Genomic DNA, 20,339 nt, shown 5'->3' on the forward strand with positions numbered 1-20,339 from the left:
AAACAAGGGCGCTTTCCGCCGTAATCCGGCAGGAAGCGCCCTTGCTGTGTCGAGACGTTATTTGGGAATCCGGATAGAAAATGTCGTTCCTTGGCCGAGTGCGCTTTGCACCTTTACCGAGCCCTGATGCGACTCTACGATATTTTTCACGATGGCAAGCCCCAAACCGGTTCCCCCGGAAGTCCCCCGGGTACGAGCTTTATCGGCCTTATAGAAGCGTTCGAACACATAAGGCACGTCTTCACTTGGAATTCCTTGCCCCTCGTCGGCAACCTCGATAAGTACAACCTCTTTTTCCCCTGAAGCGCGTTCGAGCTTCGCCCGCAGATGGATGGCGGCACCGCCGGGCGTATGTCTAAGCGCATTGTCCAGCAGATTCGTCAATACTTGCTCCAGCCGGTCTTCATCGGCATGCGGCAGGATGATCGACGGCTCCGCTATTTGTAAGCTCAGCTGGACGTTCCGATCCTTCGCCAGAGCGCCGAATTTGCGGTGTATTCGTTTAAGCAGGCCGGCTACGTCGATTTCGCGGAAATTCATTTCCATATGGCCGGCTTCCATTCTTGCGAGATCGAGCAAGTCGTGAACAAGCCGGCCCATTCGAAGCGATTCGTCATAAATGACCTGCGCAAGCTCCTTCCGCTCCTCCGGCGTCGCCGCGATGTCGTCGATAAGCGCCTCGCTGTAGCCCTGCAGCATCGACAGCGGCGTTCGAAGCTCATGCGATACGTTCGCGACGAAGTCCTTCCGCAGCTTATCGAGCCGATGCTCTTCCGTGACATCCCGCAGCACGGCGACAGCGCCGCGCACTCCGTCCCACGAATACAGCGGCGTCAGGACGATCGACCAAACTCCGTTGCGAACGTTCAGTTTGGACACATGCTCGCGGGCGTCCTCCACGACAAGATCGAACAGCGGCTGGAGCGGCTCCGGAATGTACAGAACGCTATCTTCGGCATTTTCCGATTCATCCTGCTTATCAAGCCATTGGATGGCGCCCCATTCGCGGACGATTCGCTCCCCTTGCGGGTTCGTCAGAATGACCCGGCCGTCCGCATCCAGCGTTATGACCGCATCGGTCATACTGCCCAGTACACTGGATAAATGCTCCTTCTCGTGATGAAGAGCTTGAATCGTTTCCAGCAGCTGATCTCCCATCCGGTTGAAGGTTCTCGCCAGCTCGCCGATTTCGTCCGTGGACATGATCGGAACGCGGGAGCCATACTCGCCCCTGGCGATCAATTCCGCCGCTTTGTTGAGCTGGTTCAGAGGTCTCGTGATCCTCGAGAACAAGAAGAACGCAAAGAACGTTGTCATCAGAAAACCGATCAGCGATACGTAAGCGAACAGTCTCATGACGTAGTACTGGGTGTCTTCAATCGACCGCAGCGATTGATACAGAACGACCGCGCCCAGCGGCGAGCCCGTTGCGCCAATCAGCGGCACCGCCACGGCCATATAGGCCGATTCGCGGTGCAGCAGGCTTCCGGCTTCGGCAGTCGGACTGATCGACAGCTTCTCTCCCTGCATGACACGCTGCAGCTGAGCCTGCGAGAAGAAATCGGAGGCCCGGAATGTTTTCAGCCCTTCCTGCGCCGTCTCCGGGCTCGTCAGCGACCGTTCCTCGAACGCAGGAGTCACTACGATCATCCGGGCATCCTCGAAGCTGAGCAGGTCGTTCGCGAGCTCGTAAAACGAATCGTTGTCGTAATGGCGCGACGCTTCCGCCGCCAGCTTGTCCGCAAGGCTGGTCAAGTTGTCCGCCTGGTCCTGCGATTGGGCGAAATAGGCCGTTAAATACTGATTGAGAAAAAGGCCCAGGATCAACAGCACGACCGCAACAAGGCCGATGATCGTGAGCCACAGCTTACCGACGACAGTTCGAAATATAAACACGTTACTTCGGCACCTCGAGCTTGTATCCGACGCCCCATACGGTCGTGATCATGGCCGCAGCTTCGGCGGAAACTTTGTTCAGCTTTTCCCGCAGCCGTTTGACATGCGTGTCGACGGTGCGCAGGTCTCCGAAAAATTCATAATTCCACACATCCTTGAGCAGTTCCTCACGGGAGAACACTTTGTCCGGCGAGACGGCCAAGTAGTGCAGCAGCTCGTATTCCTTCGGCGTCAGTGCAACTTCCTGCCCTGCGGCCGTAACGCGGTGCGCGTCGTGTTCGATAACCAAGTTCGGGAACACGATGTTGTTGCTCGAAGACACGTCCTTATGCAGGAATGCCGTCGCCGAGGAACGCCGCAAAATCGCCTTCACCCGGTATATGACCTCGCGCGGCGAGAACGGCTTCACCACATAATCGTCAGCCCCGACCTCGAAGCCTTGAACCCGGTTCGTTTCTTCCCCTTTGGCCGTCAGCATAATGACAGGTGTCGCCTTCATCTGCCGCAGCCGCGAGCACACTTCAAGCCCGTCGATACCGGGGAGCATCAAGTCCAGCAGCACCAGGTCGTAGTCCTTCTCGGTTGCGAGCCGCAGCGCGGCTTCGCCATCCTCCGCTTCATCGATGATATAGCCTTCCTTCTCCAAATACATCCGAAGCAGGCGGCGGATGCGCTCCTCGTCATCGACAACCAGAATATGCGATTTCAGTTCCATAGTCGTACCTCCTTGGCAGCGTTGTAGTCCGCAGCTTATACGCCGGAGTAGGAATGAAGTCCGGCAATGATCAGATTCACTCCGACCAGAGTAAACATCACAATAATGAAGCCGATAACCGACAGCCACGCCGATTTCTTGCCGAGCCAGCCGCGGCCGAGGCGTAAATGCAGATAAGCGGCGTAGAAGAGCCACGTCACAAGCGCCCATACTTCCTTCGGGTCCCAGCCCCAGAACCGGCCCCACGCCTCCTGCGCCCAAATCATGGCAAAGATCAGCGCGCCGAGGGTAAAGATCGGATAGCCGATCGCAATCGCCCTGTAGCCGATCTCGTCCAAATCCTCCGGATCGAGGCTCTGCAGCAGCGGCGAAACGACCGCGCCGAGCGGCTTGCGTGCGATCAGCCGGAGCAAGCCGTACAGCAGCGCCCCGCCGATCAGCGACCATACGACCGTGTTCAGCTTCCTGCCGGCGTTAACCCCCTCCATCCAGGATGGGGCGGTTAATAGCGGCTTCGACATACCCAGGAACGGGGTCATCGTAACGGTCTCGGCATTCGCGGGAGCGAAGATCGGCGGCAGCACGTACTCCACCTTCTGCGTAACGGTCTGCTCCGCGCCGGATTTATCCGTAACGATCGATTGCTGGGCAAATTCGGCCCGGTACCCGGCGGAGTTGAAAATGAATATCGAGCTGACGAAAGCTACCAAAGTAACGATAACGAACAGCGTAACTTCGACACCCCGGCGTTCTTTGCGGTCGGAAGGTTCGCCGGAACGATAATCTACCGTACGCAGCAAATACATAAGCCCGCCCGCAAACCCGACCGCGAAGAACGCTTCCCCCAAAGCCGCCGTCGTCACATGAATCTTGAGCCAGACGGAGCTGAGCGCGGGAATGAGCGGCTGCACCTCGCTGGGAAATACGGCGGCATAGGCGATAATAATAATGCCGACCGGCATAGCGAACATGCCGAGCACCGACGTCTTGTAAATCAAATGAATAATGAGAAACGCAGCGATGACCATCATGCTGAGGAACGTCATAAACTCGTACATGTTGCTTGTCGGAATATGGCCTCCCTCCGCCCAGCGCGTAAAAAAGTAAACGAGCTGGCACAGGAAGCCGACTACGGCAAGTCCGAAACCGGCGCGCCCCCAGGCACGCTCATGCGACTGCGGTTCGCGTCCCTTCCACTTTTTCCCGACCTGGGCCAAGACAAAGACGAGAAACGCCACATTGTATACAATGAAAGCCAATAGCAAGCTTGTCGAGCTGATCGAACCGAAATTCAAGAGCGGTCTCCCCCTGTCTCCAGCGCCTTCTGCGCCACAGTAATGCCTGTTTTCCCTAGTACGGACGCAAGCTCGGAGCGCAGGCCGTACCAATTCTTATTCGTATGGGCACCGATGGTCACCTTGCGCCCGTCGATGCGGAGCCAAATTCGGCGGTGCTGCCAGTAGAAGCCCATCACCAGACCGATCATCGATATGGCCGCGCCTGTCCAGATGAACGGCATCGCCTTTGCGACCCGAATATTCAGGTAGCTTGTATAGGCGGCGATCTTGACGTCCTCCATGGAGCCGACGGAGATGTCGAACAGTTCGCCCATTCTGCCGTTAATTTCTTGTTCGCGATACTCCGCCTTATCGATTTGTCTCGCTAAATATAAGTAAGGCTCGCCCTCCGCAGCAAGACCGGGACCGGTTATCGTGAAAATGTACGCCGGCGCTTTCGGGTCGTTCGATACCGTCGTAGGAAGCCCCTTCTCGTCCAGCGCGAAGTCCGGATAGAAGCCTTTTACCTTCAGCGTATAAGGACCGGCCTGATACGAATCGCTCGGATTCGTTGTCGACAGCTCGAAGGAGCCGTACGTTTCTCCGGTTTGCCGGTTTTTCAAGCTCGGCTTCAGCGACAAAATCATCGGCGTTTCCCGGTAATCGAACTGATAGGCAAGCAGCCCCTTGTAATTGAGGGGCTTGTTCACTTCGATCCGCTGCCGGTGCACTTCCTCCAGCTGCGGATTAGCGCTGTCGCAATTCGCCGTACAGCGATACACAACGGCATTCGTCGCGTACAGCTTCGGAATGATCCGGTCGCGGGCGCGGAATTCCTCCGTCATCTCTTCGGGCTTGTAAAAGTCCACTTCGAACTTCTCGTTCAGCAGCCACAAATCCGTCTCCGGAATACGCGTTGGCTTGCCTTCCACGAAGCCGATGTGCTGGTCCATGCTCCAGCCCGGTATGCCGAGCATCAATACGCCAAGCAGGAAAATGATAAGTCCGATATGATTAATGTATGGTCCCCACCGGCTGAAGCGATGCTTCTCGGCGAGCAGCGCGCCCCCGCCCTCTTCCATATGTACGCGGTAGCCTTTCTTCCGGGCAGCGCTGCCAAACTGCGCCGTCCAGCCTGCCGCATCGCCCGCTTCCTCCGGCAATTGACCCTCATAGGAGGCCTTCTGGCGCACCAGGAAGCGCGGATGCTTGCGGATCTGCTGCTTCGAGAGCGCCCGATAAAGCGGCAGTACGCGGTCGAGCGAGCAGATGACGAGCGAGGTTCCGATCATGAACAGCAGCCCGACGAACCACCAGGAGCTGTACGTCCGGGACAACCCGAGCTTGTAATACAAATCCCCGAGCGTTCCGTACGTCTCTTTGTAATAAACCGAAGGATCCAAATTGAGGAATGTCGATTCCTGCGGATAGATCGTACCGAGCGCTGCGCCGATAAACGTAATGACGATCAAATAGATGGCGATTTTGACGGAAGAGAAGAAGTTCCAGATTTTGTCGATCCATGATGGATTTTCTTTCTGCGAACGTCTGGCTACCCCGTCGTAGCGCATTTCCAGCAGCTCGCCCGAATCCACGTCTTCAAGCGGCTTGCCGCAGGACTCGCACAGCACGGTGCCGACCGGATTTTGATGACCGCATTCGCATTTAGAGTTCGTAATCATGCTGTCCGCCTCATTTCTTCACCAGCTCCGCGAGCGCAGACTCGATATAAGCATCGGTCATCCCGCCCACCTGCTTGCGTGCGATCCGGCCGTCGGCCGAAATGAAGAACGTGGTCGGATATTCGCTGACTCCATATTGCTTACGAACGGTTTGCTCCGGATCCATCCAGATCGGCAGCGTCAGCTTGTTCTGATCCATAAACCCTTTGACCGTAATCGCATTCTCGCCGATATTGGCTCCGACGTACTCGACGCCTTGCGCCTTCCACTTGTCGTAAGCGCGCTGAAGCGCCGGCATTTCGTCCTTGCATGGCGGACAATAGGTCCCCCAGAAGTTGAGAATGACGGACTTCCCCTTCAGATCCGACAGCTTGTACGGCTTGCCGTCCAGCCCCGTCAACGAGAAATCGGGCGCCTTATCCCCGACTTGCGGATATTTGACAGGCCCCGACGATAGATTGCTAATAATGGTAAACAGCCCGATGACCGCAATGACGGCCAGAATAACGAGCTGTGTCGTACGATTACGCGCTTTCACGGCAGCTCTCCCTTACCTGTTAACATATAGCATAGCGATTGTGATCGGAATCACTATCTATATTATAGCGAATAAGCGAGAGGCTCCTTATTCACTTTTTTGAATGTTTTGTGTCGACAAAGCGGATTCCCGCAGCATGGCGACCTCATCGGACTTCAGGTGGCGGAATTTGCCGCGCGCGAGGCCGGACAGCTCGATCGGACCGTATTTGACGCGCTTTAATCGGATGATGGGAAAATGAACCGCCTCCAGCATCCGCCGCACTTGCCGGTTGCGTCCCTCGTGAATCGTGATCGACAGCACGCTTTGCTTCTTCTCCGTATCGACGTCCAAATATTCGACCTCCGCCGGCGCCGTCATGCCGTCCTCCAGCTTGATGCCGCTGCGCAGCTTGTCCAGCACGCTGCCGTGGGGCACGCCCTCGACAGTCGCATGATACGTGCGCGGGACGTGATATTTCGGATGCGTCAGCATATTGGCCAGCTCGCCGTCGTTCGTCAGCAGCAGCAAGCCTTCGGTATCGTAATCGAGACGGCCGACAGGGAATACCCGTTCCTTCACGCCGTGCAGGAAATCGGTTACGACCTTCCGGCCGCCGGGATCGGAAGCGCTTGTAATGACGCCCTTCGGCTTATGAAGCAGCAAATATACTTTGGATTGTCCGCTGATCGGCTTGCCGTCGACTTTTATGACATCGGCTGCAGGGTCAACCTTCACCCCGAGCGTCGTCACCACTTGATCGTTAACCTGGACTCTGCCCGATGTAATCAGCTCCTCGCTCTTGCGGCGGGAAGCGATACCTGCTTCGGCGAGTACTTTCTGTAATCTTTCCATTAGATGGTTCACCTCAAAGCTAATGATAACCATCCTGCGCGGAAATCACAAGTTCAGTCCAAGGAAAATGGCCCCCGGGACAATCCTCGTTATGCGGAAGCAGCGCATTGGCCGCAAACCCGTGGCGGGCCGCCAGGATGAGAAGCAGCTTCTGCGCGACGAACAGCTGCTCCTGCAGCTGCTGCGACATCGCATGCGGAGGCGCATGGAAGTCCCCTTCGATGCAAATATGGATATACTCGGGGGAAGTCGGCTCGGAGCCGGGTATGATCCCCCCGCTCCTGGTGATGAAGTAATCGTAGCCCTTGCCGTTAATGGAGGGACAGACGGAATGATGAAGAATGACGCCGACGACCGGCATGCAGATCACCTCGACTTGGGTGGACTGCTACTACTGTATGCCGGCGCCCGGTCAGGGGTTCGAGAGTGCGGAGAAACAATCAGGAGAAGACGAGGTAGCAGACGATGATCGAAGCGATAAAGCCGACCGCATCGGAGATAAGGCCGACTTTGAGCGCATAGCTGGCTTTGCGTATGCCGATCGCACCGAAATATACCGTGATCACGTACAGCGTCGTATCGGTGCTGCCCTGAACGGTAGAGGCGATGCGGCCGATCATCGAATCCGGGCCGAACTGCTTGATCAAGTCGGTCGTGAAGGCGAGCGAGCCCGCCCCGCTAATCGGCCGCAATATAGCCAAAGGCAATATTTCGCTCGGGACGCCGACCCGGTCCAGGAGCGGACGCATCCAGCCGAGCGCGAGCTCCATCGCGCCCGAGGCGCGGAATATCGAAATCGCCACCATCATACCCACGAGATGGGGAATGATTTTGATCGCCGTATCAAAGCCGTCCTTGGCTCCTTCTACGAACGATTCGTAAACGGGGACCTTCCTGTACGCCGCATACAGCGGAATGAAAACGATAATGACGGGAATCGCCCAGGAGGAGATAAGGCTGACGAAGGCGTACACGGCGGGTCACCCTTTCTGGATCGTTTGCGTATCGATTGGCGGCGGAGCCGGCGGTTTGCGGGCGTGCACCCGGCGGTACCAGCGGTCGACGACGATGGCCGCGCCGGTTGATATTACCGTGGCCAGCAGCGTAGTGCCGACGATTTCGGCCGGATTCATCGAATCATAATTCATCCGGATCGCGATCAGCGTCGTCGGAATGAGCGTAATACTGGCCGTGTTCAAGGCAAGCAGCGTACACATAGCCGGTGAGGCGACTTCCTTGTTCGGGTTCAGCTTCTGCAGCTCCTGCATCGCTTTAATGCCCATCGGAGTCGCTGCGTTGCCGAGGCCGAGCACATTCGCGCTCATGTTCGACATAATGTATCCGATCGCCGGATGGTCCTTCGGCACCGAAGGGAACAAATAGCGTACGATCGGCTGAAGCAGGGATGCGACCTTCTGCAGCAGCCCGGCATCCTCTGCGATGCGCATCATGCCGAGCCAGAACACAAGAATGGAGATGAGACCGAAGCAGACGGTCACGCCGCTCTTGGCGCCGTCCAGCGCCGCCTGCGTAACCGCATCGATATTGCCGTTCACGGCGGCGACGAGGAAGCCGACGACGATGAAAAATAACCATATCCAGTTAATCATCGGTTTCGGTCACCTGCCTGTTGGAGAAAATTCGAACATCGCCCGCAGCGTTAGCTGCACTGCTTCGGACAGCCGGCTCCACATCGATGTGCCGAGCCGCAGCGCCTGAGCGCCGAACGCGGAACGGTCCGGTTCGAGCAGCCGCGGATCGTTCTTCATATATAACGGAACCGAGCCGATCTTGCGGCCTTCCAGATAATACTCCAAAGCGCCGAGATCCCCTAGCCGGTAAGCCGCGGAGTTCGGATCCGTCGGTAGGACCCGGCTCGTCACTCCCGACGCTTCGCCCGCGGCGAACGGGTAGCGCAGCGTGGCGCCTGCCGCAGCCTGCAGCTTTGTGCCGTCCGCATCGGCTGAGCCGGGCAGATCGACCGGATCCCCCTTGCCGATCAGCTTCTCCAGCGGAAAATATTTGAACCCGTAATCCAGCAGCCGCTGATGATCGTTCCAGTCATCGGAGTCGTTCAGCGTAATCACGGCAAGCTGACGGCCGTCGCGCGTCGCCGACGAGGCCAGGCAGCGCTTCGCCAGCTTCGTGTAACCGGTTTTCACGCCGTCCGCTCCCTCGTACAATGTCAGCATTTTGTTTTTATTTTTCCACTGGTAATCCCACTTCTCGTTCGGGTTCGGGGCGGTTTTCATCTGCGTCTTCACGATTTCGCGGAACGTCGGATTTTGCATCGCGTACGCCACCAGCTTGGCCATATCGTTGGCAGTCGAATAGTGGCCGTCCTGATTCAGTCCGGTAGGATTCTGAAACTGCGTTCGCTCCATACCGATCAGCCGGGCCTTCTCGTTCATCATATAGGCGAAGCCAGCCTCGGAGCCCCCGATATGCTCGGCGATCGCCGTCGCCGCATCGTTGCCGGAGCGCAGCATCATGCCATACAGCATGTCGCTGAGCTTCATCTCTTCGCCCAGCTTCAAATAGATCGACGAGCCTTCTTTCCCGAACGCGTTCTTGCCGACTTTCACCTTGTCCGACAAGTTGCCGTGCTCAATGGCGACGATGGCCGTCATGATTTTCGTCAGGCTGGCAATCAGCATCTGCTTGTCCCCTTGCTTCGAATACAGCAGCCGCCCGCTCGTCACATCGATGAGCGCCGCCGCCTGCGCCTGCGTCGATATCTCCGGCGCCGCCGCCGCGCCGCCAGGCTGCCACCACGCCACTATCATCGCCAGGGCCAGCCCCAGAAGCATCGCTCGTCTCATGTTGATCCTCCCTTGTCCTGTCCAACATATGGTACAAGTATATGCGGTAGGCCCGAGAGTATGTCCCATGCGGCAAGCTTGCGAACGAAGAAAAGCGCCGCCCCCTGAGGGACGGCGCCGAATTAGCCCGCTGCTGCATCTACATGATCGATCATTATCGTCAGCTTCTGGGTCAGATCCACTTCGTACGGCTGAGCGAGGCGCTCGCCGGCGGGGTTAAACAAAACCCTGACGACCGGCCGCTGCGGAGCCGCAGGATGAATATCGGTAACGACCCCCTTCTCGCCGGTGCTTAGCGTTACGGTAATGCCCATCGGATAAATAGCGACATGATCGCGGAAGAAAGCTATTTTTTTCTGATCGTATAAAGTACCTGCTCCGGTAAACAATATTTCCATCGCCTGATGCGGCAGCATCGCTTCGCGGTGAGCTCTATGCGTCGTCATCGCATCGTAGGAGTCGGCAATGGCGATCCACTTCGCATACTCGTGAATCTCCGCTCCTTTGATACCGCGCGGATAACCGCTGCCGTCTATACGCTCATGATGCTGGAATGCGCAGTGCGCCGCAATAAGCGGCATATTCGGCTCATCCTTCAGCAGCTTGAAGCCGAGCTCCGTGTGCGTCTGGATCTCCTTGTACTCTTCCGGGGTCAATACCCCCGGCTTGCGGAGCAGCGCCCAGTTGATTTTCGTCTTGCCGATGTCGTGCAGCAGCGAGCCGAGCCCGAGCACCGTCAGCTCCTCCCGCGTATAGCCGAAAGCCATCCCGAGCATCACGGTGTAAATGCTTACATTTAAAGAGTGCTGATAGACGTAATTGTTCAAAACGTTCATATTCATCAGCATAATTAAAGCGCCTTGATTTTCTTTCAGATCGTCGATGATCATCTGCATCAAGTTTCCAAACGACTTGCCGAGTGCGGGTGCTCGCGAAAACTTCTTTTTGGCCGAGTCTTCCATGAAAGCCCCGAAATGCGTACGTATTTCAGTAAGCGCTTTCCGCCTTGTCTCGTCGCTAAGCGGGTCGTTCACATCAATATCATCTGTGTCGGGATCCTCGATGTAAAGAAAATCGACGCCAAGCTGTCCCAAGCGAATGATGAGAGCCTGACTTAATTCGACATGGCGCCCAAGCAAAATGACGCCGTCCTCGTTAAAGACCGCTTTCGCAAGCCGCATGCCCGGAACGCATGATTTCGTTGGCAGCAGCCGCATAAATCCGTTATCTCCCCCGCTTTCCCGATACCTCTCCTTATGATAAAAGAAAGCGAAAAAAAGAGCAATATGGCATGGGTCGGAAGTCCCTGTTTTTTTTCGTGACCACTGGTTTAAAAAGTACGGCGAAGGACACGATAAATGGCGATAAGCCTTCTACAATCTCCTTTAACTGCGAGGGACCGCCCATGCTCCATCGATACCGCCCGCTCGTCGCCGCCGTCTGGTCCGCCGCGATACCCGGCTTCGGTCAAATGTACAACCGTCAGCTTGGCAAGGCCGTTATTTTCATTGTTTTGGAAGTGCTAATTAACGACAAGTCCCATCTCAATACGGCGATCTTCTACTCTTGGCTGTTCCAGATCCAATCGGCGCAGCAGTCGATCGACTATCAATGGCTGTTATTTTACCCCTGCTTCTACATTTATGCCATCTACGACGCATATCATTTCTGTTGTAACCGTTTAAGAATCGCAGAGCCTGCCGGCATTGTCGTACCTTTCGTCGTCACCTGGCTGTTAGGTACCGTTTCGGTCATTTTCAGTTCGGGGCAAAGAGTTTTTTACGGCCTTGAGCGAATCGGTCCTGTCTTCCTGGGTGTTCTCGTTATTCTGGTTTGTTTGGTAGGCGGCTGCTGGCTTGTGGTCTGGAGATCGAGGCGGAAGGGCTTGCCGTAACCGAAGCTTGTTTCGGCTGCATTATTGCGGGCGGCGTTCGGATTACATACTTGGCATAGTCGGCTTCATACATGTCATGAGACCATCTTGTGAAAAATTTATCGGCGGCCCTGCAGCCGGATTGAAACAGATCCATGCTCAGCTCCGTGGATAAATCGAATTGGGTCGCATGAACTTGATCGGCCGGAATTTTAATCGTCCGGAAGCGGTTGGCTTCTTCGATATAACGTTCGTCGTGCGCATCCATCATCGTACTGAACAACGCCGTAAGCATGGAGATCGGCCCGCTGATTTGGCGCAGCCCGTAGCTTGCTTTGCCGACGAGCTGGAAGCCGATCGTTGGCCGCGAGCTGCCCGGATCGGTGTGCTGGTCGAACAGCCAGAGCGGGAAATTGCTGAGCAGGCCGCCGTCGACAATATACACATACTGCCCGCGCGGATCCGGTTTCGTCCGTCCGTCGCCCGAATAATGACGGCGAATAATAACCGGGTCGAAGAAATACGGAATGGAGGTACTCATTCGGACCGCTTTGGAAATATAGAAGCGGTTCGGATCGATACCGTATTGAGCGATATCGTCAGGCAGCACCAGCAGCTTGCCCTGGGAAATGTCGGAGGCGATAATGCGCAGCTTGCCTGGCTCCAGATCGCCGAACGTACGAATGCCTTTCGCCTCGAGCTTTTGCCTGACCCAATATTCCAGCGCTTCCCCGGAGTACAGCCCTTTCTTCATCAGGAGCCGTATGGCCGGTCCGACAAACCTCACATTGTAGATCGACGAACGTTTTAGAAAATTGCGGAACGGCATATCGAGAATCATCCGTTTCATCTCTTCGCCGCTGTAGCCGGCCGCAAGGAACGATGCGATGATGGCCCCGGAGGACGTACCCGCCACACGGTCGAAGGCGAACCCTCGCTCCTGCGCGGTCTGGACCGCTCCGGCAAGGCCGATTCCCTTCACGCCGCCGCCTTGAAACACTCCATGAATAAGCAAGCTGCCGCCCCCTTACCGAGCCGAACGCTTTGTTTTCCTGTTACTCTGTATGTATGTCGGGCGTGCTTGATTATATGTACTGTGGGAAAAATAAAACACCCGCGTTACCCGCGAGTGTTTACGATTCGAGATCCAGCTCGTTGCGAATGGCCTGCAGCTCCACCAGGCGGTTCGGATCGCGCCGGAAATATTCGACCAACGTTTCGATGCATGTGATGGAGTCCCAGCTTAGATGGTGCTCGATGCCTTCGACGTCCTTGTAAATATTTTCGCCCTGAACACCGATCATCGTCAGAAATTGCTCCAGCAGAGCATGACGGTCGACAAGACGCTTCCCCATTTTTTTACCTTTGGATGTGAGGACGAGGCCGCGGTATTTTTCATAGACAAGGTAATTGTCTTTATCGAGCTTCTGAATCATCTTCGTAACGGATGACGGATGGACCTCCAGCCCTTCCGCAATGTCGGAAACACGCGCATAGCCCTTCTCGTCGATCAGCTTATATATGCGTTCCAAGTAGTCTTCCATACTGGGTGTCGCCATGCGCCTTCCCCCTGTACCTTTAACCTGTCGTGACAGCCTTTAAGTATGATACCTTGTCCGGACCTTTCGTGCAAGTCCGCGCGTGCATCGCCGGAACCGTAAGGGTGCCGGTCAGCATTTGCCACGTTTCCCGCCAGGCGCCGCGGACATACTATGACCGATTCCACATCGGTGTGAAGGGAGATCGGGCGATGTCGACAATTACGCTGGAACGGCCCGTTCGCAGCACCGCCGAATTCGTTCCCGAGCTCGTCTATTTCGAGCCGGCTGCGCTGGATTACCCAAAGGGCCAGCGGATACACGAATGGGCGAAATCGCAAGGCCTGGAAATACGCGTCACCTCCTCGCACAATCGGATCACAAATTTGCCGGGGGAGTCGGAGCTCGAGAAATACCGGATTGCCAAGCGGACGCTCGTCGTCGGCATCCGGAAGACGCTCGATTTTGACCAGTCGAAGCCGTCCGCCGAATATGCGATTCCGATCGCAACCGGCTGCATGGGACACTGCCATTATTGTTATTTACAAACCACGCTTGGGGCGAAGCCGTACATTCGCGTCTACGTCAATACCGACGATATTCTACGCAAAGCGAAGCAGTATATCGACGAACGGGCGCCGGAAATTACCCGCTTTGAAGCCGCCTGTACGTCCGATCCTGTCGGGCTTGAGCATATCTCCGGCTCGCTAAAGGAATACATCGAGTTCATGGGCCGGGAGCCGCTCGGCAGACTCCGCTTCGTAACCAAATATCATCATGTGGAGCCGCTGCTTGATGCGAAGCATAACGGGCATACGAGGTTTCGCTTCAGTGTGAATGCCGATTACGTCATTAAAAATTTCGAGCCTTCGACATCCGCTTTCGCCGATCGGATCGATGCCGCGGGCAAAGTGGCGCGCGCCGGCTATCCGCTCGGATTCATTATTGCACCGATTATTTGGCATGACGGGTGGGAGAAAGGCTATGCCGAGCTGCTGGAGAAGCTGCATGACACCCTTCCGCCGGAAGCGACCCGCGACCTCACCTTCGAAATGATCCAGCACCGCTTTACGAAAACGGCGAAACGCATCATCGAGCAGCGCTATCCGAAGACAAAGCTGGAAATGGACGAGGAGAAGCGCAAATACAAATGGGGTCGCTGGGGCCAAGGCAAGTACGTATACCCGGACGAGCAGGCGACCGCTTTGCGGGAGTTTATTACCGAGCATATTTTCGAAAAATTTCCCGATGCCAAGATCGAGTACTTCACATAATAAAGAAGGTCCCCCGCCTATGCACTCAAGCTGCAACAAAAGGCCCTTCGCTCATCGCGAGGGGCCTTGCCTGCCTTCTCGGTAAAACTATACCGGCATTAAAATTTCATCCACTCCGGCGTAATGCTGTTCAGCCAAATCGTGATGCGCGTCATCTGGTCGGTGTACAGAAGCGCGGCAATGACGATCAGGACCGCGCCACCGATTTTCATCAGCAGGCTCGAGTATTTCAGTATCCACTTCGTTGTGGAAATAAAGAATGACAGCACGAAGAAAGGAATGGCGAAGCCGAGCGTATACGCGGTCGTCATCGCGAACCATTCCCCGGATTGCGTTGCGGTATAGGCCGAGATCGACAGCAAGATCGGACCGATGCACGGCGACCAGCCCGCAGCGAAGCCGAGGCCGATCAGGACGGAGCCGAGGTATCCGGCGGGGCGCCAGCCAATCTGCAGCTTCCGCTCCTTCATGAGCCACTGCGGCTGAAACCAGCCGATCAGGAACAAGCCCATGACCAGCATGAGCACGGCAGCCAGCTGGCGCAGCAAGTTGCGGTACTCCACGAACGTATCGCCGACGATCGAGGCCCCGATGCCGAGCGTATAGAAAATAATCGAGAATCCGACGATAAAGCTTAGCGTATGCAGCATCGTCCGCATCCGTTCGCGTCCCGTGGAGTCGCCCGACTTCAGCTGCGATACCGAAATACCGGTCATGTAGGACAAATAGGACGGATACAGCGGCAGGCAGCACGGCGAGATGAACGAAACAAAGCCTGCCCATAGAGCAATCCATATATTCACTTGCGACATGCTGTTCCTCCTAGCCCGACCGGCGTAAGCTGAATTTCACGGTAAGAATAACAATCAGCATCGTAATCAATGCCAGTACAACGGTAGCTCCCGGAGCCAGGTCCCACACCCCGGCGGAAACGAGGCCGAGGATGACGGCCGTCTCCGAGAACACGATCGCCATAACGACCGAGTGCCGGAAGCTGCGGCCGACGACGAGCGAGCAGGCGACCGGGATGGTCAGCAGCGACGACACGAGCAAGGCGCCGACGATTTTGATCGCTACGCAAATGACGAGTGCCGTCAGCATCGTGATGACGATATTGTAGGCACGCACCGGCAAACCGCTGACCCCGGCTGCTTCTTCATCGAAGAAAATCAGGAAAAATTCCTTGAAATGCGCGGCTATGACGGCAATCACAAGCGCGCATACGACGCCGACGACAGCGATATCGGTGTTGTCCAGCGTGTAAATGCTGCCAAAGAAATAGCTGTTCACGTTCGTACTGAAGTCGCGTCCGAGCGTGAACAGCAACGTCGCTAAAGCGATGCCTCCGGACATAATGATCGCGATCGACAGCTCCGCATACGTCTTGTACGTCTTCCGCAGCAGTTCGATCGCGAACGACGCGAGCAGCGCGAAGAGAAGGCCGATGGCGAGCGGATATACGTTGATAAGGAAGCCGAGCGCGATGCCGGCGATCGAGACGTGCGCCAGCGTGTCGCCGATCATCGAAAGGCGCCGCAGCACGAGGAACGTCCCCATGAGCGGCGCAGCCAGGCCGATCAAAATACCGCCGATGATGGCCCGTTGAAAAAAAGGTTCGAGAAAAATGTCCACTGCCTGCGTCTCCCCTGCTGATTACGTCACTTCCGCGAACTCCGGACGCTCCGGATCGAGTGAATGGGTCAAATTCGTTTCGCCGCAATCTTCCGGCGCATGCGTATGCTTTACATAAAACTTCAGCTTGCCGCAGCTCTGTGCAGGTTCTTTGCCGAGGTACGCTTCCATCATGTCCATATCGTGGGATACCATCAGGAACGTAATGTGATGATGCTCATGCATATGCCGAATTAATTGAAAAAATCCGCGCTGAGTCTCGGCGTCGATACCGACGGTAGGCTCGTCGAGAATGAGCAGCTCCGGATTATTGACGAGCGCCCTGGCGAGGAAAGCGCGTTGCTGCTGCCCGCCGGACAGCTGGCCGATGCGCCGCGAGGCGAGATCGGCGATTCTCATAACGTCCATCGCATCGTCGATTTTGCGCTGGTCGCCGCGCGTCAATCGTTTGTACAGCTTGCTGCGCCCGTACAGGCCGGACTCGACGACCTCCCGCACCGTTGCCGGGAAGAGCGGGTTGAAGCTGTTTTTTTGCGGCACGTAGCCGATCCGCTCCCACTGCTTGAACGCAGTCAAAGATTGGCCGAACAAACGAATTTCGCCTTCGGTCGGCTTAAGCAAACCTACGAGCAGACGGAGCAAGGTTGACTTGCCTGCTCCGTTCGCTCCGATCAATCCGACGAAATCCCGTTCCAGCACTTGAAAAGATAAGTTGTCGATGACGAGCTTCTGCTCATATAGAAACGACAGCCGGTCAATCTCGACGATCGTGTTATGACATGAAAGGTTCAGTGACGATCCATTGTTGTTCGGCTCCTGCTCCATAGCGGCAGCCTCCTTGCAATCGTTGAATTTGCTAATGATCTACAGCCTATTGTAGCGCTTTAACCAGCTGCTGTAAATTTTTCTCCATGATCGACACATAATCTTCACCGTTCTTTTGCTGCTCCTCCGTCAAGCCTTCCAGCGGATTCAGCACGGCCGTCTCCACACCGGCGTCCTTTGCCAGCGTCTTGGCCAGCTTGTCGGATACGAGCTCCTCGAAGAAGATCGTGCGCACCTGGTGCTCTTTAATGAAGGTAGTAATGTTCTTCATTTGCTGTGCGGTCGGCTCGGCGTCAGGCGAGAGCCCCATGATCGGCATTTGAGTCAAACCGTAATCACGGCACAAATACCCGAACGACTGGTGGGACGTAACAAGCTCCTTTTGCTTCACTTTGCCTAGCTGCTCTTTGTACTTCGCATCGAGGGCGTCCATGCTCTCGGTAAAGCTCTTGTAGTTCGCTTCGAACTCCGCCTTGTGCGCAGGATCGGCTTTGATCAGAGCTTCCTTGATATTGTCGCCGATAATTTTGGCGTTCGACGGGCTCAGCCAGATGTGCGGATCGACCCCTTCTTCACCATGAGCATGTTCATCGCTCTTTTCCTCATCACCGTGCCCGTGCCCGTCTTCTTCCGCCTCCTCCAGCTTCAGAAGCGGTACGTTATGGCTAGCCTCGACGACGATCGGACCGTCCGCCGGAATCGACTTCAGCACATCGTCCACCCAGCCTTCAAAGCCGGCTCCTTCATACACAAAGACGTCGGCATTATTCAATAGCTGCAGGTCGCGGCTCTTCGGCGTCCAGTCATGAGCCTCTACACCGGCCGGAACAACATTAATGACGTTCACATGCTCGCCGCCGATCTTCTTGGAAAAATCATACAACGGGTAAAAGCTAGCCACGACATTGACTCTGTTCGAATCCAGCTGCTTGCTGGCCGACTGGCTGCAGCCGGCCAGCATAGCTGCCGAAGCCACAGCAGCGATAATCAGGGTGGAACGAATATTACGGATACGCATTTCAGGTACACCTCTTTAGTGGTCTCAATTAATCGTAATCATTATGATTTATGTTACCGATTATACGGGTGAGCGGCGAGAAACGTCAAGAAGAAATTCATAATGATTACGATTAAAGGCTGCCGGGCGTACCTCTATTCTTAATGCTGCGATGTCACTTCCATGCCGACTTGTCCCGGCTGCTTCGACATTGACCGGAGCGCAGCGAACGTCATGAAAATACCGGACACCGCAATAACAGCTTCAATGATAAAAGCAAGCGTGACAGCTCCGTTCAAATCCGTAGGCGCCATTGTCTCTAAAGAATGATTTGAGCTCATCGCAGCTGAAATGATCGCCATGATAACTGCCAGACCGACCGACCCGCCAAGCTGCTGCCCCGTTGTGACCAGCGAAGAAGCGATCCCTTGTTCATGCATTTCAATCCCGCTAGATCCCGCAATATACATTGTGGTGAATACGAAGGCTTGACCTATGCCGATAACGATCAGTCCGGGGATCACATGCAACGCCGAGCTTGCCTCCGTGAGAGGAGTCAGCATCATGAAGCCGACCGCTCCGATGGCCATCCCGCTGGCAATAGTGCCTTTGACGCCGAATTTATTGAGCATCTTGTTGATCAGTTTCGCGCCCAGCAGCGCACTGATCGTTAATGGCAGGAAGGTAAGCCCGGACTGGACCGCAGAGTAATGCAGAACTTCTTGTGTGTACAAGGTAAGGAAATAATAAAGCGTACCGAACGATGCCGAGAATAACGCCGCAGTGAGAAAAGCTCCGGTCAAATTACGAACCTTGAGCAGCCGGACAGGAACGAGCGGGTTGGACGTGCGCTGCTCGATGTAAGCAAACAGCATCAGCAATACGGCGCCGATCAAACCGGGAATCCAAACTTCTGCCTGCAGCCAGCCGATTACCGGAGCTTGAATCAAATAATATACAACGAGCACCATGCCTGCCGTAACCGAAAGCGTGCCTGCCGCGTCAAAATGGCGAGTATGAGTTTCCGCCCTGCTCTCCTTAAGAGCGACCGGCGAAAGCAGGATGACGAGAAGCGCAATCGGCACATTAACGAGGAAAGTAGATTCCCACCCGGTGTAGCTGGTTAAAATACCGCCAAGCAGCAGTCCCAGCGAAAGTCCGACCCCGCCCATGGATGCCCAAACCGACATTGCGCGATTCCGTTCCGGTCCTTCCTTAAAGTTGGACATGATCAAAGACAAGGTCGCAGGCGACAGCAAGGCACCGCCAAGACCTTGAATTCCTCTAGCAATAATAAGCGGAAGCTGGGAATCGGCCAGGCCTCCGAGCAAAGAGCCGAGACCGAATAGCCCCATTGCCAGCATGAACATTCTCCGCTGCCCGAGCCAATCCGACAGCCGGCCGCCGACGATCAGGAACCCGCCATAGGTCAAAGAATACGCGCTGACGACCCACTGCAAGGAGTTGGCCGTAAAGCCTAAACTTGCTGCAAGCGAAGGCATGGCAACAAAGACGATCGTATAGTCCAAAGCTAAAATCAACTGGGATAATGCGAGAAGAATCAACGCCAATCCTTTCGGTTTGCCGGTTTTCATGATATCTTTCCTTCCTTTCATTCTTTCTTGACCGTTTAGTCTAATTAGGTTGCAGAATTTCCAGATCATTTAGTCCAAAATGAGCGAAATACAATGAAGCGAACTTGCCGCTCCATTATTTATCGAGTGTTGTGAGAATCACTTCCGTGATATGATCCAATACTACCGGGTCTTGCGTTAATTTAGCGGCTTGCGTTAACGAATATCTCGCGTGATTCAAATATTGCGCATGCGCGCGAGGGTTCATATTGGCGTTAAGTTCTCCCATTTCGCGAGCACGCATTATTGCCCCATAGAACGCATGCTCCAGCCTTGCCATGTCCCGATTGAAAAATGCGGCGATTTCCGGGTTATGCGGCACCTGATCGATGGCGCTGTTCAGAATGAAGCATTCTTTGCGCCGTTCTTCATCCTTCAAGACAGCCGCAACTTCATGAAAGATCCGCGCGATCGCCTCTTTTGCCGAACCGGGCTGTTCCAAGCAGGAAATGACAGCATCGCTCTTCTCCGTGACGTAATGCTTCACCGCGGAAATGAAGAGATCTCTCTTCGTTCCGTAAGTGTCATACAGACTTTGTCGAGCGATGCCCAAGCCATCCAGCAAATGCTGCAGCGTAGTCCCCTCGTAGCCGTAATGTCCGAAAACCTCCATCGCTTTTCGCAATACAATCGATGTATCGAACTCTTTGCTTCTGCCCAATATATGGCACCTCCCTTCTTTGTACATCATACAATTTTCCAGACTGTTTAGTCAAGAAATTTCCGGACTGTTTAGTCAATAAATTTTCCGGACCATTTAGTCTTATTCGAAAAAAATATCGCCTAACGGAGCCCACAAGGA

General features: G+C 55.3%; 21 protein-coding genes. 2 read left to right on the top strand and 19 right to left on the bottom strand.

Translation table 11 applies throughout. The annotated features are described in order from the left end of the window. Positions 1–57 precede the first annotated feature (57 nt). The 11 genes from ACFFK0_RS21050 to ACFFK0_RS21100 all read right to left on the bottom strand — a co-directional run bounded on the left by ACFFK0_RS21050 (position 58) and on the right by ACFFK0_RS21100 (position 10,981). Complete coding sequence (locus ACFFK0_RS21050) at positions 58–1,896, bottom strand: ATP-binding protein (RefSeq protein WP_377472323.1); 1,839 nt, start codon at positions 1,894–1,896, stop codon at positions 58–60. A gap of 1 nt (position 1,897) precedes the next feature. Then, positions 1,898–2,611, bottom strand: coding sequence for a response regulator transcription factor (locus ACFFK0_RS21055; protein WP_377472324.1), 714 nt, complete (start codon positions 2,609–2,611; stop codon positions 1,898–1,900). A 35-nt stretch (positions 2,612–2,646) separates the two neighbouring features. Beyond that, on the bottom strand, positions 2,647–3,906 hold the full coding sequence (gene ccsA, locus ACFFK0_RS21060; protein WP_377472325.1) for a cytochrome c biogenesis protein CcsA: 1,260 nt from the start codon (positions 3,904–3,906) through the stop codon (positions 2,647–2,649). After that, positions 3,903–5,570, bottom strand: coding sequence for a cytochrome c biogenesis protein ResB (gene resB, locus ACFFK0_RS21065; protein WP_377472326.1), 1,668 nt, complete (start codon positions 5,568–5,570; stop codon positions 3,903–3,905). Before resB ends, ccsA begins: the two co-directional genes overlap by 4 nt. A 10-nt stretch (positions 5,571–5,580) precedes the next feature. Further along, complete coding sequence (locus ACFFK0_RS21070; protein WP_377472327.1) at positions 5,581–6,108, bottom strand: redoxin domain-containing protein; 528 nt, start codon at positions 6,106–6,108, stop codon at positions 5,581–5,583. An 87-nt stretch (positions 6,109–6,195) separates the two neighbouring features. Beyond that, positions 6,196–6,942 (bottom strand): pseudouridine synthase, encoded by a 747-nt coding sequence (locus ACFFK0_RS21075; protein ID WP_377472328.1) that lies wholly within the window; start codon positions 6,940–6,942, stop codon positions 6,196–6,198. Positions 6,943–6,961: 19 nt separating this feature from the next. Continuing rightward, positions 6,962–7,303: a hypothetical protein gene (locus tag ACFFK0_RS21080; RefSeq protein WP_377472329.1), complete on the bottom strand. Its 342-nt coding sequence runs from the start codon at positions 7,301–7,303 to the stop codon at positions 6,962–6,964. 79 nt (positions 7,304–7,382) lie between these two features. After that, positions 7,383–7,916 carry a spore maturation protein gene (locus tag ACFFK0_RS21085; protein ID WP_377472330.1) on the bottom strand — a complete coding sequence of 178 codons (534 nt, stop codon included), beginning with the start codon at positions 7,914–7,916 and terminating at the stop codon, positions 7,383–7,385. Positions 7,917–7,922: 6 nt separating this feature from the next. Beyond that, the gene (locus ACFFK0_RS21090; RefSeq protein WP_377472331.1) at positions 7,923–8,552 is read right to left on the bottom strand and encodes a nucleoside recognition domain-containing protein; all 630 of its coding nucleotides are present in this window, start codon (positions 8,550–8,552) and stop codon (positions 7,923–7,925) included. 9 nt (positions 8,553–8,561) lie between these two features. Beyond that, positions 8,562–9,764, bottom strand: coding sequence for a D-alanyl-D-alanine carboxypeptidase family protein (locus ACFFK0_RS21095; protein WP_377472332.1), 1,203 nt, complete (start codon positions 9,762–9,764; stop codon positions 8,562–8,564). Positions 9,765–9,886: 122 nt separating this feature from the next. Further along, positions 9,887–10,981, bottom strand: coding sequence for an HD-GYP domain-containing protein (locus ACFFK0_RS21100; protein WP_377472333.1), 1,095 nt, complete (start codon positions 10,979–10,981; stop codon positions 9,887–9,889). Positions 10,982–11,169: 188 nt separating this feature from the next. Between ACFFK0_RS21100 and ACFFK0_RS21105 the strand changes: the two genes are divergently transcribed. Next, positions 11,170–11,658 carry a hypothetical protein gene (locus ACFFK0_RS21105; protein WP_377472334.1) on the top strand — a complete coding sequence of 163 codons (489 nt, stop codon included), beginning with the start codon at positions 11,170–11,172 and terminating at the stop codon, positions 11,656–11,658. On the opposite strand, the gene ACFFK0_RS21110 is transcribed toward ACFFK0_RS21105, so the two are convergent. After that, a complete protein-coding gene (locus ACFFK0_RS21110; RefSeq protein ID WP_377472335.1) occupies positions 11,588–12,652 on the bottom strand; it encodes a patatin-like phospholipase family protein in 1,065 nt (354 codons plus the stop codon). The genes ACFFK0_RS21105 and ACFFK0_RS21110 overlap by 71 nt on opposite strands. A gap of 118 nt (positions 12,653–12,770) precedes the next feature. Continuing rightward, on the bottom strand, positions 12,771–13,196 hold the full coding sequence (mntR, locus tag ACFFK0_RS21115) for a transcriptional regulator MntR (RefSeq protein ID WP_377472336.1): 426 nt from the start codon (positions 13,194–13,196) through the stop codon (positions 12,771–12,773). 191 nt (positions 13,197–13,387) lie between these two features. Between mntR and splB the strand changes: the two genes are divergently transcribed. Beyond that, entirely contained in the window at positions 13,388–14,449 is a 1,062-nt protein-coding gene (gene splB / locus ACFFK0_RS21120; protein ID WP_377472337.1) for a spore photoproduct lyase, read from the top strand. Between the two features lie 98 nt (positions 14,450–14,547). On the opposite strand, the gene ACFFK0_RS21125 is transcribed toward splB, so the two are convergent. The 6 genes from ACFFK0_RS21125 to ACFFK0_RS21150 all read right to left on the bottom strand — a co-directional run bounded on the left by ACFFK0_RS21125 (position 14,548) and on the right by ACFFK0_RS21150 (position 20,198). Beyond that, positions 14,548–15,261, bottom strand: coding sequence for a cytochrome c biogenesis CcdA family protein (locus ACFFK0_RS21125; protein WP_377472338.1), 714 nt, complete (start codon positions 15,259–15,261; stop codon positions 14,548–14,550). A 10-nt stretch (positions 15,262–15,271) separates the two neighbouring features. Continuing rightward, positions 15,272–16,081 (bottom strand): metal ABC transporter permease, encoded by an 810-nt coding sequence (locus ACFFK0_RS21130; RefSeq protein ID WP_377472339.1) that lies wholly within the window; start codon positions 16,079–16,081, stop codon positions 15,272–15,274. Between the two features lie 21 nt (positions 16,082–16,102). Next, positions 16,103–16,906 (bottom strand): metal ABC transporter ATP-binding protein, encoded by an 804-nt coding sequence (locus tag ACFFK0_RS21135; RefSeq protein WP_377472340.1) that lies wholly within the window; start codon positions 16,904–16,906, stop codon positions 16,103–16,105. Positions 16,907–16,952: 46 nt separating this feature from the next. Then, a complete protein-coding gene (locus ACFFK0_RS21140; RefSeq protein ID WP_377472341.1) occupies positions 16,953–17,924 on the bottom strand; it encodes a metal ABC transporter substrate-binding protein in 972 nt (323 codons plus the stop codon). Between the two features lie 140 nt (positions 17,925–18,064). Beyond that, positions 18,065–19,498, bottom strand: a complete 1,434-nt coding sequence (locus ACFFK0_RS21145) for an MFS transporter (protein ID WP_377472342.1) — start codon at positions 19,496–19,498, stop codon at positions 18,065–18,067. A 115-nt stretch (positions 19,499–19,613) separates the two neighbouring features. Beyond that, entirely contained in the window at positions 19,614–20,198 is a 585-nt protein-coding gene (locus ACFFK0_RS21150; protein WP_377472343.1) for a TetR/AcrR family transcriptional regulator, read from the bottom strand. Positions 20,199–20,339: the final 141 nt, after the last annotated feature.

Source organism: Paenibacillus chartarius (genome assembly GCF_042432825.1).
GTDB classification, from domain to species: domain Bacteria; phylum Bacillota; class Bacilli; order Paenibacillales; family NBRC-103111; genus Gordoniibacillus; species Gordoniibacillus chartarius.

Excerpts from the sequence above, each read along its gene's own strand:
- ACFFK0_RS21055 (WP_377472324.1), bottom strand. The coding sequence starts at position 2,611 with ATGGAACTGAAATCGCATATTCTGGTTGTCGATGACGAGGAGCGCATC.
- resB (WP_377472326.1), bottom strand. The coding sequence starts at position 5,570 with ATGATTACGAACTCTAAATGCGAATGCGGTCATCAAAATCCGGTCGGC.
- ACFFK0_RS21075 (WP_377472328.1), bottom strand. The coding sequence starts at position 6,942 with ATGGAAAGATTACAGAAAGTACTCGCCGAAGCAGGTATCGCTTCCCGC.
- ACFFK0_RS21080 (WP_377472329.1), bottom strand. The coding sequence starts at position 7,303 with ATGCCGGTCGTCGGCGTCATTCTTCATCATTCCGTCTGTCCCTCCATT.
- ACFFK0_RS21090 (WP_377472331.1), bottom strand. The coding sequence starts at position 8,552 with ATGATTAACTGGATATGGTTATTTTTCATCGTCGTCGGCTTCCTCGTC.
- ACFFK0_RS21095 (WP_377472332.1), bottom strand. The coding sequence starts at position 9,764 with ATGAGACGAGCGATGCTTCTGGGGCTGGCCCTGGCGATGATAGTGGCG.
- ACFFK0_RS21100 (WP_377472333.1), bottom strand. The coding sequence starts at position 10,981 with ATGCGGCTGCTGCCAACGAAATCATGCGTTCCGGGCATGCGGCTTGCG.
- ACFFK0_RS21105 (WP_377472334.1), top strand. The coding sequence starts at position 11,170 with ATGCTCCATCGATACCGCCCGCTCGTCGCCGCCGTCTGGTCCGCCGCG.
- mntR (WP_377472336.1), bottom strand. The coding sequence starts at position 13,196 with ATGGCGACACCCAGTATGGAAGACTACTTGGAACGCATATATAAGCTG.
- splB (WP_377472337.1), top strand. The coding sequence starts at position 13,388 with ATGTCGACAATTACGCTGGAACGGCCCGTTCGCAGCACCGCCGAATTC.
- ACFFK0_RS21125 (WP_377472338.1), bottom strand. The coding sequence starts at position 15,261 with ATGTCGCAAGTGAATATATGGATTGCTCTATGGGCAGGCTTTGTTTCG.
- ACFFK0_RS21135 (WP_377472340.1), bottom strand. The coding sequence starts at position 16,906 with ATGGAGCAGGAGCCGAACAACAATGGATCGTCACTGAACCTTTCATGT.
- ACFFK0_RS21140 (WP_377472341.1), bottom strand. The coding sequence starts at position 17,924 with ATGCGTATCCGTAATATTCGTTCCACCCTGATTATCGCTGCTGTGGCT.
- ACFFK0_RS21145 (WP_377472342.1), bottom strand. The coding sequence starts at position 19,498 with ATGAAAACCGGCAAACCGAAAGGATTGGCGTTGATTCTTCTCGCATTA.